13 protein-coding genes and 1 pseudogene are annotated in these 14,813 nt (G+C 61.8%); 3 read left to right on the plus strand and 11 right to left on the minus strand.

The features are described 5' to 3' along the window. Positions 1-23: 23 nt before the first annotated feature. From BMH52_RS30045 to BMH52_RS24295, 4 genes and pseudogenes are all read right to left on the minus strand, one after another. Positions 24-905, minus strand: coding sequence for a methyl-accepting chemotaxis protein (locus tag BMH52_RS30045; RefSeq protein WP_370721009.1), 882 nt, complete (start codon positions 903-905; stop codon positions 24-26). Then, a pseudogene (locus tag BMH52_RS30050) lies at positions 882-2,024 on the minus strand (HAMP domain-containing protein); the annotation flags it as partial. The pseudogene BMH52_RS30050 and the gene BMH52_RS30045, both read right to left, overlap by 24 nt. Positions 2,025-2,104: 80 nt before the next feature. Beyond that, positions 2,105-3,517, minus strand: a complete 1,413-nt coding sequence (locus tag BMH52_RS24290; RefSeq protein WP_073845317.1) for a PLP-dependent aminotransferase family protein — start codon at positions 3,515-3,517, stop codon at positions 2,105-2,107. 200 nt (positions 3,518-3,717) lie between these two features. Then, positions 3,718-4,479, minus strand: coding sequence for an SDR family oxidoreductase (locus BMH52_RS24295; RefSeq protein WP_014717758.1), 762 nt, complete (start codon positions 4,477-4,479; stop codon positions 3,718-3,720). A 228-nt stretch (positions 4,480-4,707) separates the two neighbouring features. Here BMH52_RS24295 and BMH52_RS24300 point away from each other — a divergent pair, with 228 nt between their 5' ends. Next, positions 4,708-5,715, plus strand: coding sequence for an NADP-dependent oxidoreductase (locus tag BMH52_RS24300; RefSeq protein ID WP_014717757.1), 1,008 nt, complete (start codon positions 4,708-4,710; stop codon positions 5,713-5,715). A 123-nt stretch (positions 5,716-5,838) separates the two neighbouring features. Here BMH52_RS24300 and pyrF read toward each other — a convergent pair whose 3' ends face one another. Then, positions 5,839-6,537: an orotidine-5'-phosphate decarboxylase gene (gene pyrF, locus BMH52_RS24305; protein ID WP_003190068.1), complete on the minus strand. Its 699-nt coding sequence runs from the start codon at positions 6,535-6,537 to the stop codon at positions 5,839-5,841. Positions 6,538-6,796: 259 nt separating this feature from the next. On the opposite strand from pyrF, the gene BMH52_RS24310 reads away from it, so the two are divergent. After that, entirely contained in the window at positions 6,797-7,561 is a 765-nt protein-coding gene (locus tag BMH52_RS24310; RefSeq protein ID WP_014717756.1) for a response regulator, read from the plus strand. Continuing rightward, on the plus strand, positions 7,561-8,592 hold the full coding sequence (locus BMH52_RS24315; protein WP_014717755.1) for a HAMP domain-containing sensor histidine kinase: 1,032 nt from the start codon (positions 7,561-7,563) through the stop codon (positions 8,590-8,592). Before BMH52_RS24310 ends, BMH52_RS24315 begins: the two co-directional genes overlap by 1 nt. Positions 8,593-8,748: 156 nt before the next feature. Here BMH52_RS24315 and BMH52_RS24320 read toward each other — a convergent pair whose 3' ends face one another. From BMH52_RS24320 to BMH52_RS24345, 6 genes are all read right to left on the minus strand, one after another. Continuing rightward, entirely contained in the window at positions 8,749-9,813 is a 1,065-nt protein-coding gene (locus tag BMH52_RS24320) for an AI-2E family transporter (RefSeq protein ID WP_073845319.1), read from the minus strand. A gap of 73 nt (positions 9,814-9,886) precedes the next feature. Beyond that, positions 9,887-10,705, minus strand: coding sequence for a DUF4892 domain-containing protein (locus BMH52_RS24325; RefSeq protein ID WP_014717754.1), 819 nt, complete (start codon positions 10,703-10,705; stop codon positions 9,887-9,889). A gap of 102 nt (positions 10,706-10,807) precedes the next feature. Next, positions 10,808-11,662 carry an alpha/beta hydrolase gene (locus BMH52_RS24330; RefSeq protein WP_032902996.1) on the minus strand — a complete coding sequence of 285 codons (855 nt, stop codon included), beginning with the start codon at positions 11,660-11,662 and terminating at the stop codon, positions 10,808-10,810. Next, the gene (locus BMH52_RS24335; protein ID WP_014717752.1) at positions 11,659-12,462 is read right to left on the minus strand and encodes an alpha/beta fold hydrolase; all 804 of its coding nucleotides are present in this window, start codon (positions 12,460-12,462) and stop codon (positions 11,659-11,661) included. The genes BMH52_RS24330 and BMH52_RS24335 overlap by 4 nt, the downstream gene beginning before the upstream one ends. 97 nt (positions 12,463-12,559) lie before the next feature. Then, entirely contained in the window at positions 12,560-13,003 is a 444-nt protein-coding gene (locus tag BMH52_RS24340) for a hotdog fold thioesterase (protein WP_014717751.1), read from the minus strand. A 30-nt stretch (positions 13,004-13,033) separates the two neighbouring features. Further along, the gene (locus BMH52_RS24345; RefSeq protein WP_073845321.1) at positions 13,034-14,683 is read right to left on the minus strand and encodes an AMP-binding protein; all 1,650 of its coding nucleotides are present in this window, start codon (positions 14,681-14,683) and stop codon (positions 13,034-13,036) included. Positions 14,684-14,813: the final 130 nt, after the last annotated feature.

Raw genomic sequence — 14,813 nt, forward strand, 5'->3', positions numbered from 1 at the left:
AGATCGCAGCGTCTACGCTGCGATCAAAGGCGGAAATGCCCCACCATCCCCTTGAGTTGCGCGCCCAACTGCGCCAACTGGATGCTCGAGGCGGCATTGCCTTGCATGCTCAACGCAGAATGATCGGCACTCGCCCGAATACTGGTGACACTGCGGTTGATCTCTTCGGCCACCGAGCTTTGCTCCTCGGCGGCGGCGGCGATCTGTTGGTTCATCTGCTGGATCAATGAAACAGCCGCCGCAATGCTGCCCAAGGCCCCTTCGGTCTCCAGTGCATCACTGACCGCCAGTTTCACCAGCTCGCCACTCTGCTGGATCTGCTGCACCGAGGACTGCGCCGCACTGCGCAGCGTGCTGACCAGCCGTTCGATTTCCTCGGTCGATTGTTGGGTGCGCTTGGCCAGTGCCCGCACTTCATCGGCCACCACCGCAAAGCCACGCCCCTGCTCACCGGCACGCGCCGCCTCAATCGCAGCGTTCAAAGCCAGCAAGTTGGTCTGTTCGGCCACGCTCTGGATCACGCTCAAGACGGTACCTATATTCTGGATTTGCGCGCTGAGGCTTTCGATGCTGGCGCTGGCACTGTTGCTCGACGTCGCCAGCAATTCGATACGCTGAAGGCTCATGCGTACCACCTGTTGGCCGCTATCGACTTTGGCATCCGCGGTCTGCGCGGCTTGGGCCGCCTGCTCGGCATTGCGTGCCACATCGTGCACCGTGGCGGTCATCTGGTTCATCGCCGTGGCGACTTGCTCGGTTTCGTCCTTCTGGTTGCTGACTTCGGCAGTGGTTTGCTCGGTGACGCTGGACAATGAATGCGCGGAGCTGGCGAGCTGTTCGATCCCCGCCTGCAACCCGCTGACCATCTGGCTCAAGCTATTGCCCATCTGCTGCATCGCCTGCATCAACTGGCCGATTTCATCACGACGGCTGATCTCCATGCGCCCACTCAGGTCACCCGAGGCGATCTGCTGGGCCACGGCGATCACCGCGCGCAACGGCGCAACAATCAAGCGAGTGATCACCCATGCAGCGATCAAGCCCACCAGCAGCGCCAGGGCGGATGAGCCGATGATCAGCAACGTGCTGTGCTGCAACTGTGTTTGCATGGACTGGTCTTCGGCGGCATACGCCTGGTTGACCCGGCTGACCACTTGCTCGGCGCGGTCATGCAATTGCGTGTAGACCACTTTTTCCTGGGCCAGCAGCCCGGTGTATTCGCCGAGCTTTTCACTGAACGACGCGATATGCCCGGCGACTTCGTTGAGCACGGTCTGGTAGCCGGGGTCCTTGACCGTGGTTTTGAGTGTCTCGACTTCAGCCAGGGCCTGGTCGGCTTGCTCGATCTTGCCCTGCGCGGCGTCGTCTGCGTCCGCCCTGCGGCTCTGATCCAGGCGCACCCGCGCTTCGTTCATGGCCTGCAACATCAGCCGCGACACCTGGCTGACCTGCCCTGCCTGCTCGATAAACGCCGCGCCCTCCTTGCCTTGGCTTTCCTTGAGGCCATAGGCGCCGTCGTCCGCCAGCCCGGCTTGCAGCACATCCAGGTTATTGGCCACGCTGGACACCGACCAACTGGCCATTTCCAGGGCGAGGTCTTTGGTCTGGGTCAACTCGACGAACTCATCGAATGCCTGGCGATAGGCGACCAAAGCTTGCTCAACATCACCCACCACTCGCTCGTTGCTGGCGGACCGTGCCTTGAGACGCGTGGCCTGGGCCATCAGCGCATCGACACTGGCATGCAGGGCCTCAACGGCCTTGGGGTCGGCGTGCAACGCATAGTCTTGCTCGATCAAGCGCACCTTGAGCAGGTCGCTGTTGAGCGTCGACATCGACGTAAGGCCTTCGAAGCGCTGGCCGATGGTCTGCAGGGACCACACACCGATGGCCGCTACCAGGGCCGTCAACAGCAGTACCAGGGTAAAACCCAAGCCGAGTTTTTTTGCCATACCGAGGTTGGCGAAACGTCGTTGCACGCCCGAAATCATTGCACTTGATCCTCTTGCGATGGCAAATGCCATAAGCCAGGTTTACAAGCAGCGAGATTCGCAACCCCGAGGCACTGAGCACAAGCCGCTGGCGCCGGAATAATGGCAAAAAGCTACATGTGCGTCGTTTTCAGAATGGTCGAGGTCGATCTCGCTGCACCCATAGCGCGGAACAGCGTCAATGCGCGTTGATCAGCGGCGTAGGCCACATTGATGCGCAGCCATTCGCTGCGCTCACCCGTGGGGCTGAACAACGCACCCGGCGACAGCAACACACCCAGCCGCTGGGCGCAGGCTTGCAATCGCAAGGGGTCGGCCAAGCCTGGTCGTGCCCACAGGAACATCCCGCCCGCGGGTGCGGCAAATACCTGCCACTCTTCATCCTCCAGCACCTGCAGAGTGGCAGCCATCTGCGCAGTCAGGCGCTTGCGCAGGCGCTGCATCCACTTACGGTAAGTGCCGTTACTCAGCAACGTCGCCACCATGGCTTCGGCAAACCGTGAGGTGCCGATGCCTGTCAGGGTCTTGAGCTGGACCAATTGCGTGATGATCGCGGCATTGGCGCACAGGTAACCCACGCGCAGGGCACTGCTCAGTGTCTTGGAAAAGCTCGACACATAGATCACCCGCTCATCATGGGCAAGCGCCGACAAGCGTGTGCAACTGGCATGTTGCAGGTCGCCGTAAACGTCCTCTTCGATAATCAGGAAGTCGCGCTCGCGTGCCAACTCCAACAAGCGCTCCGCCACCGGACGACTCAAACTGGTCCCCGTGGGGTTGTGATACAGGCTGTTGATGAACAGGCACTTGGGCCGGTGGGTGTGCAGCAGCGCTTCCAATGCCGGAATATCCGGGCCACCACGGGTGCGCGGCACTTGCAGCAGCGTAACGCCCTGAAAGGCCAGTTGGCGATAGAGATTGCCATACCCGGGTGTCTCGACCACCACCTTATCACCTGGCTTGAGCAGCGTGCGTATCAGCAGGTCCTGGGCATGGCTGGCGCCGTGGGTGGTGAGAATACGGTCCAGGCTGGTGGGCACGTGTATCTGGGTCAGGCGTTTGAGCAGTTGTTCGCGCAACGCCGGCAACCCCAAGGGTGTGCTGTAGTTGAACAGGCCGCCAGTGTCGGTACGGCTCAGTTCGCGGATCGCGTAGTTGATGTCATCGCTTTCGCGCCAGGTGTCGGGTAGCCAGCCGCAGCCCAGCTTCAGCTGGCCCAGTGGGCCATCGGTAAATGCCCCCCAGCCCTGTTCCGCACCCTCATACCAATGGTTTTCGTGGGCCGTCGTGGGTGACGCCACCACAAACCCCGAGCCATGTCGGGGGGCCAGCAGCCCCTGGGCCACCAATCGTTCGAATGCCTCGATCACACTGGCCTGGCTCAGCAGGTTATCGAGGGCCAATTGGCGAATGGACGGCAAGCGTGTGCCAGGGCTCACCCCCTCCTTGCGAATCCATTCTGCCACCGCGCTGACGATCTGCTGAACAACCGGTACCAGGGCTTGTCGATCGATCCCTAAATCCATGAGCCACTCACTTCAACTGTCTGTTAACCCAAAACAGTTAAGCACAGAAGCTCAGTAAAACCGGCCGCCAACTTTTATTAAAGTATTGATTTTATTGGGTTATTTACCTAGTGAAACATATTCGGGCGCAGCCCACTGCCCGCCATGGAAACGCCCCACAGCACCTGGCTCTGTTTTCGAATGCCACGCGACCTGCCGTCCTAGATCGCTGTCGCGCCGCCGTCCACCGCCAGGGCCTGACCGGTGGTAAATGCTGCGCCATCACTGCACAGGTACAACACGGCGCTGGCGATTTCCTCAACCTTGCCAATGCGTCCGACCGGGTGCATGGCGGCGGCAAACTCAGCCTTGCGTGGGTCGGCCTCATAGGCGCGGCGAAACATGTCGGTATCAATCACGGCCGGGCAGACCGCATTCACGCGGATTTTCTTCTTCGCATACTCGATGGCCGCCGACTTCGTCAGCCCGATCACCGCATGCTTGGACGCCGCATAGATGCTCATCTTCGGTGCCGCCCCCAACCCCGCCACCGATGCGGTGTTGACGATGGCCCCACCGCCCTGGGCCAACAGCAACGGCAGCTGATACTTCATGCACAGCCACACGCCTTTGACGTTAACCCCCATGATCGCATCGAACTCATCAAGACTGCCGTCGGCCAGCTTGCCCTTCTCGATCTCGATGCCGGCGTTGTTGAAGGCGTAGTCCAGGCGTCCATAGGTGGCGACGGTCTGAGCCATCAATTGCTGCACGTCCGCGTCGAGCGTGACGTTGCAGCGCACAAATATCCCTTCGCCACCGGCCTGGTGGATCAATGCCACAGTGCCCTCACCTCCCGCCACATCAAGGTCAGCGACCACCACCTTCAAGCCTTCGGCGGCGAATGCCAGCGCGGTGGCGCGGCCAATACCAGCGGCGGCGCCGGTCACCAAGGCGACCTGGCCGGAAAACGTCATGCTCATGGGAACTGTCCTGTGGAGTTAGTAGCGATGGAGCGAGTCTAGCCAACGCCGGGAGCCGCACGTCAGCACTATCAGAAGGCCGGTTGGCGCTGCATGAATCGCAGTGATAAAGCGGACCGGCAGATTATCAATGAGGCCTATTGCCGGGCATTCGCCTGCGCCGCACACCCTTGCCCTTCTGCCACTGAGGGTCTATCACTCATGTTCCATTTCTAAAGAGTCCTTGCCATGACCGCCCAGACCAACCGCCAATTTCTGCTCGCCAAACGCCCGGTCGGTGCCGCCACGCGCGAGACCTTCACTTACCAGGAAGTACCGGTGGGCGAACCCCAGGAAGGCCAGGTGCTGGTGCGCAATGAATACCTGTCCCTCGACCCGGCCATGCGTGGCTGGATGAATGAAGGCAAGTCCTACATCCCACCAGTAGGCATCGGCGAAGTGATGCGCGCCCTGGGCGTAGGCAAGGTGATTGCCTCGAAGCATCCGAACTTCGCGGTGGGGGACTACGTGAACGGTGCACTGGGCGTGCAGGATTACTTCCTTGGCGAGCCCCGTGGTTTCTATAAGGTGGACCCCAAGCTAGCGCCCCTGCCCCGCTACCTGTCCGCCCTGGGCATGACCGGCATGACGGCGTACTTTGCCCTGCTGGACACCGGCGCACCGAAAACCGGTGACACCGTGGTGATCTCTGGTGCTGCCGGTGCCGTGGGTAGCATCGCCGGGCAGATCGCCAAGCTCAAAGGCTGTCGCGTGGTGGGGATCGCCGGTGGCGCCGAAAAGTGCAAGTTCCTGGTGGATGAGCTGGGCTTCGACGCCGCCATCGACTACAAAAACGAAGACGTGCCCGCCGCCCTCAAGCGCGAGTGCCCCAAAGGCGTGGACGTGTATTTCGATAACGTCGGCGGGGATATTCTCGACGCCGTGCTCAGCCGCCTGGCGCTCAAAGCCCGCGTAGTGATTTGCGGCGCAATCAGCCAGTACAACAACAAGGAAGCGGTCAAAGGTCCGGCCAACTACCTGTCATTGCTGGTCAATCGTGCGCGCATGGAAGGCTTTGTGGTGATGGACCACGCGGCGAACTTCGCGGCGGCGGGCCAGGAAATGGCCGGCTGGATGGCCCAGGGCAAGCTCAAGAGCAAGGAAGATATTGTCGAAGGGCTGGAGACATTCCCGGAAACGCTGATGAAGCTGTTCAATGGCGAGAACTTCGGGAAGTTGGTGCTCAAAGTCAGCTGAAACAACACAAAAACAAATGTGGGAGCTGGCTTGCCTGCGATGCAAGCAACTCGGTTTCTAAGTGATACCCAGTTGATACTATCGCAGGCAAGCCAGCTCCCACATTTTTGCTCACTCTAAAAATCAGGCGATCTCGGCGACGACCGCTGCCAACGCCTTGGCAGGATCCGCCGCCTGGCTGATCGGACGGCCAATCACCAGGTAATCCGAGCCCGCATCCAGGGCCTGGCGTGGGGTCAGGATGCGGCGTTGGTCATCCTGGGCGCTGCCGGTGGGACGGATACCCGGTGTCACCAGTTGCAACGACGGGTGAGCGTTCTTCAAGGCCTGGGCTTCCAGGGCCGAACACACCAGGCCGTCGAGGCCGGCTTTCTGCGCCAGGGCTGCCAGGCGCAACACCTGAACCTGCGGCTCGATATCCAGGCCAATACCTGCCAGGTCTTCACGCTCCATGCTGGTGAGCACGGTTACACCGATCAACAACGGTTTTGGGCCGCTGCGCTGTTCCAGCACTTCGCGGCAGGCGCTCATCATGCGCAGGCCACCGGAGCAGTGCACATTGACCATCCACACGCCCATCTCGGCCGCGGCTTTGACGGCCATCGCCGTGGTGTTGGGGATGTCATGGAATTTCAGGTCCAGGAACACTTCGAAGCCTTTGTCACGCAGGGTGCCGACGATTTCCGCCGCGCAACTGGTAAACAGTTCCTTGCCGACCTTGACCCGGCAAAGCTTGGGGTCCAACTGGTCAGCCAGCTTCAGTGCGGCGTCACGGGTGGGGTAATCCAGGGCGACGATGATAGGAGTCTGGCAGACGGACATTGGAATGGGCTCTCAGGCAAGTCGAAATCGGCGCGGATTGTAGCGCAAGCAGCGCCGTTGCGGGATCCGATGATCGGTAAATACTGATCAAGCGCCCAATACCGGCGATTCAGAGCAATTGTTTCAACCCCGATACATTCACGACACGCCCCCAATACGCCGCCCGGCTAGCCTCGCGCACATGACCGTCCGCCCAGCACTTCCAGCCCTGGAACTGGGCGCCTATGCTGACAGCCACAACCAGGCAGATGACCTCGCTATGCATACCCCTTGCGACCCTGTAAACGAAGCGCCAAAAGACGCGGTGATCGCCGAAGACAAGCGCTGGAACACCCGCGCACTGATTGTCGACGACGACGTGCCGATCCGCGAACTGCTGATCGACTACCTGGCACGCTTCAATATTCTCGCCTCGGGCGTCACCGACGGCACCGCCATGCGCCAGGCCATGCAAGCGGAGACCTTCGATGTGGTGGTGCTCGACCTGATGCTGCCGGGCGAAGACGGGCTGACATTGTGCCGCTGGCTACGCGCCGAGTCGGATATTCCGATTTTGATGCTCACCGCCCGCTGCGAACCTACCGACCGCATTATCGGCCTGGAACTGGGCGCCGATGACTATATGTCCAAGCCGTTCGAGCCGCGGGAGTTGGTCGCGCGTATCCAGACCATCCTGCGCCGGGTGCGTGATGACCGCACCGAACAGCGGGCCAATATCCGTTTCGACACTTGGCGCCTGAACAGCGTGCTGCGCCAGCTGGTGGCCGATGATGGCCTGGTGGTGCCGTTGTCCAACGCCGAGTTTCGTTTGTTGTGGGTGTTTATCGAACGCCCCCGCCGTGTGCTGAGCCGCGAACAGCTGCTGGACGCGGCCCGTGGGCGTTCCATCGAGGCCTTTGATCGCAGCATCGACCTGCTGGTGTCGCGCCTGCGCCAGAAGCTGGGGGATGACCCCAAGGCTCCGCAATTGATCAAGACGGTACGCGGCGAAGGCTACCTGTTCGACGCCCGGGATATCGGTTGATGCGCGCGCCCTTCAACACGCTGTTCGGGCGACTGTTCGGCCTGTTGCTGGTGGCGATTGTGCTGGCCCATGTGCTGGCGTTCTTCTGGTTCCACCACTACGGCCCGCCGCCACCACCCCGCGCGGCCTTCGTCGAACAACCAGATGGCAGCCTCACGCCCTTGCGCAAAGCGCCTCGCCCCTGGTTCGGCGGCCCGGTGGTGCCCCTGACATTTCAATTTATCTCGCTGATCATCGCTGCCTGGTACGGCGCCAAACTGCTGAGCCGGCCAATCCAGCGCCTGAGCGCAGCGGCCGAGCGCCTGAGCGTCGACCTCGACAGCCCGCCCCTGGTGGAAACCGGCCCTCGCGAAGCACGCCAAGCGGCCTCGACCTTCAACCTGATGCAAAAGCGCATCCGCGAACAAGTCAGCCAGCGCGCACGCATGCTCGGCGCGGTCTCCCACGACCTGCGCACCCCGCTCTCGCGCCTCAAGTTGCGCCTGGAACAAATCGAAGACCCCAAGCTGCAAGGCCAGATGCGCCAGGACCTGGACGACATGATCGGCATGCTCGATGCCACCTTGAGCTACCTGCACGAACAGCGCACCAGCGAGACACGGCATTGGCTCGATGTACAGGCGTTGGTGGAATCCCTGAGTGAAAACGCCCAGGACCAAGGCCGCGACGTGCAGTTTGCCGGCACCTGTACACCGTTGCAGGTACAGCCGATGGCCCTGCGTTCATGCCTGAACAATTTGATCGATAACGCCCTGCGCTATGCCGGCACCGCCCGGGTGGAACTGGCCGACAGCCGCGGTGCGTTGGTAATCCGGGTGATCGACCACGGCCCGGGAATCGCCGCCGATAAGCGCGAAGCGGTGTTCGAGCCTTTCTTTCGCCTGGAAGGGTCGCGCAACCGCAATTCCGGAGGGGTCGGTTTGGGGATGACCATTGCCAGGGAGGCCGTCGAGCGACTCGGCGGCCACCTGAGCCTGGAAGATACACCGGGCGGTGGGTTGACGGCGGTGATGTGGTTGCCGAGGGTTTAAGCACTCCCATTTACCTGACGCGCCGCGATCCAAATGTGGGAGCTGGCTTGCCTGCGATTGCGCAGTGTCAGTCGATGAAGTGTTGGCTGGCCCACCGCTATCGCAGGCAAGCCAGCTCCCACAAGTACCGCGGCGCACCACAGTTAGGTACACCCATCAGTTACACGGTTTGTCTTCACGACGCACTTGCGCCTGGCTCGCGCTCCAGTCTGTCAACAGGCTGTAGGCCACCGCCAGCAACGTCGGGCCAATAAACAGGCCGATAAAGCCGAACGCTATCAACCCGCCAAATACACCCAACAACACAATCACCAACGGCAGGTTGCCGCCACGGCTGATCAGGTACGGCTTGAGCACGTTATCCACGCCGCTGATCACGAACGTGCCCCACACGCCCAGGAATACCGCGTAGGTGTAGTCGCCCTTCCACGCCAGCCACGCCGTGGCCGGGATCCACACCAGCGGCGGCCCCATGGGAATAAGGCTGAGCAGGAAAGTCACGATACCCAGCACCAGCGCGCCCGGTACGCCGGCGATCAGAAAGCCGATCAGCGCCAGCAGCGCCTGGGCCGCAGCGGTGCCGATCACACCATTGACCACTCGCTGTACCGTGCCAGCCACCAGTTCGATGTAATAGCCGGCGCGTTCGCCGATCAGGCGCTCCAACAGGCGGTGCACAAACATCGCCAGGCGCGGCCCGTCACGGTAGAAAAAGAATACGAAGACCAGGCTCAGGGTCAGCTCGAGAATGCCGCCGCCAATTTGCGCACTGCGCGCCAACAACCAATTGCCGACCTGGCCCAGGTACGGCTTGATGCTCACCATCAGCGCCGCGCCTTGTTGATCAATGCTGTCCCAGGTCGCCACCAGGCGCTCGCCTACGAAGGGGATCGCCCCCAACCAGGTCGGCGCCTCGGGCAAGCCGTCGACCTGGATGTCCTTGATCAGCGCCACCGCATCACGCACATGGTCCGCCAGGTTGAACCCCAGCCATACCAATGGCACCGCCACCAGCAACATCCAGCCCAACGTCAAGATGCCAGCGGCCAGGGACTCCCGGCCGCCGAGCCAACGGGTGAGCAAACGCATCAGCGGCCAGCTGGCAAATGCCAGCACCGCGCCCCAGAACAGCGCCGACCAGAACGGCGCCATGACCCAGAAGCTGGCACCAAACAGCACCAGCAGCAGGATTTGCACCAGCAGGCGATCGTTATTGAGCATCGGGTATCTCGAGAAGAAGGCTGTAGGAAGAGAGCTTAGGCGAACGGCGCGGGTCCGTTCGCCCGTGTGATGCTTAGCGTATCAGATGCAGATGCAGTCCTTGGGTTTCACCTGCGCCGGTTTCCAGACGGGCGGTGCGCACGCCCTTCTCCACCAGCGCCTGGCGCCAGGCCTCGGTGTGCGGCCCGCTCAGGCTCACGCGCAGGGTGGTGTCGAGGTTCAAGGCACGGGATATCAAGGTCACCCAGGTGTCATCAGGCTCGGCGCCCAGCGCGGGGAAATCCAGCTCGCCGGTGCTTTTGAGTTCACGCAGCAGGGTGGCCGAGGTGGGCAGCAGGTTGCCCAGAGGCGCGCTAGCGTCGAGTTGCTCCACATGCAGGTAGGCGCGACGGTTACCGCGGGTAATGCCATACAGCGCGACCAGGGAATTGTCCTGCGGGGCGGCCAGGCGAAGCAGCAGGTACTCCTGTTGGCCGTCGGCGCCCACTAGCTTGGCGTTACCAAACACCTCGTTGGCCCACAGGCTGCTTTCGCCACAATCGCGGGCCTTGCACCAGAACAACAACTGCGCGCCCTTGGCCTGCAAGGCTTCGCGTGTTGCGGTAAAGGCGGCGCTGGAGCTGTGTTCGGCGGGTAGTTCATAGGTGATGGCAGTGGCTGGGCCGCGTGCGATGGCCTGGCCTTCGTAGCGCAACTGGCCGCTGATCTTGCGGATTGCGCCCATGGGGTAGATGCGTTCCTTGTCTTCAGCAGGGCGGTAATCGACGATTTGCGCATCAACCTGACGGGCTACCGCCGGTAAATCCTGGCTGCCGGGCAGATCGGCGGCAAATACCAGGGGGCTGAAACAGCAAAGGCCAAGGGCACGGATACATCCTTTACCCAGGCTCATCGGATCAGCGAGCCCTGGCCAATGGTGGTCACAGCAATATTGAGTGTGTTCATGGTTGACTCCCTTTCAATCCGCCCAGCCTCGGCAGTTGACCCCGCCAAGTCAAGGCGTGGAGAAGAACCGATTGAAACAGTCTGCAACAAGAGCTGCACCGGGCTCGTCATTCAGGTGTAAATGATGGCCGCCTGGCAGCGTGGTGACCGTGAAAGGTAGCTGAGAAAGCAATTCGGAATGTTTCGCCAGCATGCCGTCAGCCGCGACCACCAACTGGGTAGGGCACCCTACCCTTCGCACGAAAGCCATGGCCTGTTCATCGGTCAGGCGCATCGGCGACGCCAGGGTCAGGCGGCTATCGCTGCGCCAAGTGTAACCGCCCGGCACCGGCATCAAACCGCGCTGGGCCAGGAGTTGCGCCGCTTCACGGCTGACCGCCACCACGCCTTTCATCCGCGCCTCAACGGCCCGATCAAGGCTGTTGTAGACGGGTTTGCGCTTGTCCTGCAGGCTCAATTGCGCCTGCAACGCCATGCCCAGGCGCTCGGCCGCGTTCTCGCCGCTGGCGGTCGGTGGGATCACGCCGTCGATCAGGCCCAGGTGTGTCACCCGCTCCGGCAAGGCCCCGGCCAACACCAGGGAGACTATGGCGCCAAGGGAGTGGCCAAGTAATGCAAAACGTTTCCAGCCCAGTTGCTCGGCCACCTGCAGCACGTCGTAGACGTAATCCCACAAGGCATAACCGGCGCCAGCCGGGCGGTGCGCCGAATGCCCATGCCCCGCCATGTCCAGGGCGACGATGCGCAACCCGTGCAACTTGGGCGCCAGGCGCGCAAAGCTGTTGGCGTTGTCCAGCCAGCCATGCAAAGCAATCACCGGCAGCCCATCCTCGGCCCCGAACAGATGCGCGGCCAATTCGATGTGCGGCAAGCTCAGGCGAACCTCTTCGACAGGCGTACTCATGCGCAACTGCGCTCGCGGGCCTGCCAGCGGGCGAACAGGTTTTTGATCAAGGCAGCGGTGTCCTGGGGGCGTTCAAGAGGGAACATATGGCCCCCGGGCATGGTGAGCATTTCGCCCATGGGCAAGCGGTCGACACCGCTGGCATGGTGACGCATCACCACCCGGCTCTGGCGGCCACGCACCACGGCCAGCGGCACCTTCAACTGGCGCACCTGGCCCGGGCTGGTGTGGGGCACGCCGCGATAGATGCTGATTTCGGTGGCTGGGTCGAACCGCAGGCGCAGGCGATCGCCCACTTGCTGCAGACCATGTTGCAGGTACGCGTCAAAGCAATCGGGGTCAAAGCCACGGAACAGGGTCTTGCCGGCGAAATAGCTGCGCGCGGTGTCCAGGTCGGTGAATTCTTCGCGCCGGCCAAGCGTGCGCCCAGCCGGGGTGAGGCGGTCGATAAAACCAAAGCGCTTGGCAGCGCGGATCACCCAGCGGTCTGCGCGGGTGAGCACCGGCGAATCCAGCATCACCACGCCCCGGTACAGGTGCGGGCAGCGCATGGCCGCGTGCAAATGCAGCACGCCTCCCAGGGAATGGCCCACGCCCCATACCGGTTCTGGCTGCTGCTCCAGATGGTGGATCAGTTCGTCCACCAGGTTCTGCCAGTTATCATCCACCGGGAACCTGGGGTCGTGACCGTGCTGCGGCAGATGTGCCACCGCATATTCCGGGGCCAGGGCGGCAAACAGCTTGCCGTAAGTGGCCGAAGGGAAGCCATTGGCGTGGGTAAAAAACACGTGCTGCGACATACAGGTTCCATCAACAAAAACAGAGGGGGATTGTCACCATGCCCGGCCTCTACAGCAATGACTGTAACTGCCAGGAATGATGACACTCACGCCACGCCTATCGCGCCGGCGGTTGTTCACCCAGCGGCACCACGGCCATGGTCAGGCGCGAGACACAACTGGCCTTGCCCTCGTCGCTGCTCAAACGGATGTCCCACACTTGGGTAGTGCGCCCGATATGAATAGCCTTGGCCACCGCCGTCACCCGACCGCTGCGCACACCGCGCAGATGGTTGGCGTTGACCTCCAGGCCCACGCAATAGAACTTGCTTGCATCAATGCACAAGTAGGCGGCCATGGAGCCGACACTTTCGGCCAGCACCACCGAGGCCCCGCCGTGCAGCAGGCCGTAGGGCTGATGGGTGCGGTGGTCGACCACCATACTGGCGGTAAGGGATTCGTCGTCGAAGCTTTCGAAACGAATATCCAGCATTTCACCGATGGTGTTTTTCTGGATCGCGTTGAGGTGTTCGATATTCGGTTGGGTACGCCACAGGCTCATACGGTTGTCCTTGTTGGTTTTATTACGACCCTAATCCTGCCACAGAACGGTTTCGGCGCGCGCGCTCCATGCTTGCAATTGTGGCCCGTACGTCGACTCGATCACGTTGCGTTTGATCTTCAAGGTCGGCGTGAGAAAACCGTTTTCCACCGCCCAGTGGTCTTTCACCACCACCAATTGCCCCATGCGTTCGTGCTTGTCCAGGCCCGCGTTCACCTGTGCCAGCCAGCGTTCAAGACCACTGCCGAGGGCTTGGCGGTCCTCGCCGGGTGCCGACAAGACGCACAGCCCTATCGGCGCGCTGAGCCCCTCGCCGACCACACACACCTGTTCAATACGTGCATGTTCGGCCAGGCGGTTTTCAATCGGCGCCGGGGCCACGTATTTGCCTTTGCTGGTCTTGAAAATTTCCTTGAGGCGTCCGGTCAGGCGCAGGCGACCGTCCGCGTCCTGCTCGCCCTTGTCACCCGTGCGCAGGAAGCCATCTGCGGTGAGCGTATCCGCGGTTTTCTGCGGGTCCTTGAAGTAGCCCAACATGGTCGCGCCACTGTGTACCTGCACTTCGCCTGACGGGTCGATACGCACTTGCACGCCTGGGCAGGGCTGGCCGATCCAACCAAGCGTTTGCCCACCTGGGCGACACACATGGGAATAGCCGCAGTTTTCGGTCATGCCATATACCTCCAGCACATCCAGGCCCAGGCGCTGATACCAACGCAGCAACGCCTCGGGCACCGGCGCCGCGCCGGAAAGAGCGATACGCAGCGCATCCAACCCCAGACCGGCGAGGACTTTATGGCCGACGCGCTTGCCGATAAAAGGCAGGCTTAACAGCATATCGAGCCTTTTTTCCGGGATTTTGACGTAGACGCCCAGTTGGAATTTGGTCCAGATGCGCGGCACGCCAAACAAGGCCGTCGGCCGCGCCCTGCGCAAATCGGTCAGGAAGGTCTCCAGGCTCTCAGCAAAAAAAACGGTTTGCCCGGTATAGATCGACGCCATTTCCACAAACATTCGCTCCGCCACATGGCACAGCGGCAGGTACGACAGCAACCGGTCATCCTCTCCCAGGCCAAACAACTCAGTACCGCGCGTGGCAGCACACCCCAAGGCGCCGAAACTGTGCATCACCCCTTTGGGCAGGCCGGTCGTGCCGGAGGTGTAGATGATGGTAGCCAGGCTGTCGGCATCCGGTAGCGGGTTGTCCTGAATCGGCGAGCAGGCTTGCAGGTTCGCCCAGTTGAAATCGAAATCCCCGTCAGGACACAGCGGCAGGCTGATAGTCGGGACACCCGCAGGGATGCCAGGCGCCATCGCCGACCAATCATCAAGCTTGCCGATCAGCGCCAACCGCGCCTGCGAGTGAGTCAGCACATGGGCGACTGAGTCCGCGGTGAGGTTGGGATAAAGCGGCACCGACACATGCCCGGCCATCCAGATCGCCAGGTCGGCGATGATCCAGTGGGCGCAGTTTTTTGAAATCAAGGCAATGTGCGAGCCCTGGGGCAACTCCCGCGCACGCAGCCAGTGCGCAGCGCAACGGACCTGGTGGCCGACATCGCCCCAGGTGAGGGCCTGCACCTCACCGCCGCCGATGGGCTGAACGAGGAAGACTTTGCGCGGGTGCCGCGCTTCACGCTCGAAGAAGATCTGCAACGGCAAACGAAAAGCGACAGGCATGGGACGCGCTCCTTTGTGATCCGAGATACAGCCGACCAAGCACTTGCTTGGTTGACTGTATAGCACAGGCGAAGCAAACGGCCTGCCGCTAACCACGATGCCAAGCGAGTCGCTCTTGATCTTGATCTGC

The sequence above is a fragment of the Pseudomonas sp. BTN1 genome (assembly GCF_001907715.1).
Lineage (GTDB): Bacteria > Pseudomonadota > Gammaproteobacteria > Pseudomonadales > Pseudomonadaceae > Aquipseudomonas > Aquipseudomonas paracarnis.

What these genes read in the sequence shown, in the direction of transcription:
- BMH52_RS24320 (WP_073845319.1), bottom strand. Translation starts at nt 9,813, where the DNA reads ATGCTCAATAACGATCGCCTGCTGGTGCAAATCCTGCTGCTGGTGCTG.
- BMH52_RS24325 (WP_014717754.1), bottom strand. Translation starts at nt 10,705, where the DNA reads ATGAGCCTGGGTAAAGGATGTATCCGTGCCCTTGGCCTTTGCTGTTTC.
- BMH52_RS24295 (WP_014717758.1), bottom strand. Translation starts at nt 4,479, where the DNA reads ATGAGCATGACGTTTTCCGGCCAGGTCGCCTTGGTGACCGGCGCCGCC.
- pyrF (WP_003190068.1), bottom strand. Translation starts at nt 6,537, where the DNA reads ATGTCCGTCTGCCAGACTCCTATCATCGTCGCCCTGGATTACCCCACC.
- BMH52_RS24340 (WP_014717751.1), bottom strand. Translation starts at nt 13,003, where the DNA reads ATGAGCCTGTGGCGTACCCAACCGAATATCGAACACCTCAACGCGATC.
- BMH52_RS24345 (WP_073845321.1), bottom strand. Translation starts at nt 14,683, where the DNA reads ATGCCTGTCGCTTTTCGTTTGCCGTTGCAGATCTTCTTCGAGCGTGAA.
- BMH52_RS24310 (WP_014717756.1), top strand. Translation starts at nt 6,797, where the DNA reads ATGCATACCCCTTGCGACCCTGTAAACGAAGCGCCAAAAGACGCGGTG.
- BMH52_RS24290 (WP_073845317.1), bottom strand. Translation starts at nt 3,517, where the DNA reads ATGGATTTAGGGATCGATCGACAAGCCCTGGTACCGGTTGTTCAGCAG.
- BMH52_RS24315 (WP_014717755.1), top strand. Translation starts at nt 7,561, where the DNA reads ATGCGCGCGCCCTTCAACACGCTGTTCGGGCGACTGTTCGGCCTGTTG.
- BMH52_RS24300 (WP_014717757.1), top strand. Translation starts at nt 4,708, where the DNA reads ATGACCGCCCAGACCAACCGCCAATTTCTGCTCGCCAAACGCCCGGTC.
- BMH52_RS24330 (WP_032902996.1), bottom strand. Translation starts at nt 11,662, where the DNA reads ATGAGTACGCCTGTCGAAGAGGTTCGCCTGAGCTTGCCGCACATCGAA.
- BMH52_RS30045 (WP_370721009.1), bottom strand. Translation starts at nt 905, where the DNA reads ATGCAGGCGATGCAGCAGATGGGCAATAGCTTGAGCCAGATGGTCAGC.
- BMH52_RS24335 (WP_014717752.1), bottom strand. Translation starts at nt 12,462, where the DNA reads ATGTCGCAGCACGTGTTTTTTACCCACGCCAATGGCTTCCCTTCGGCC.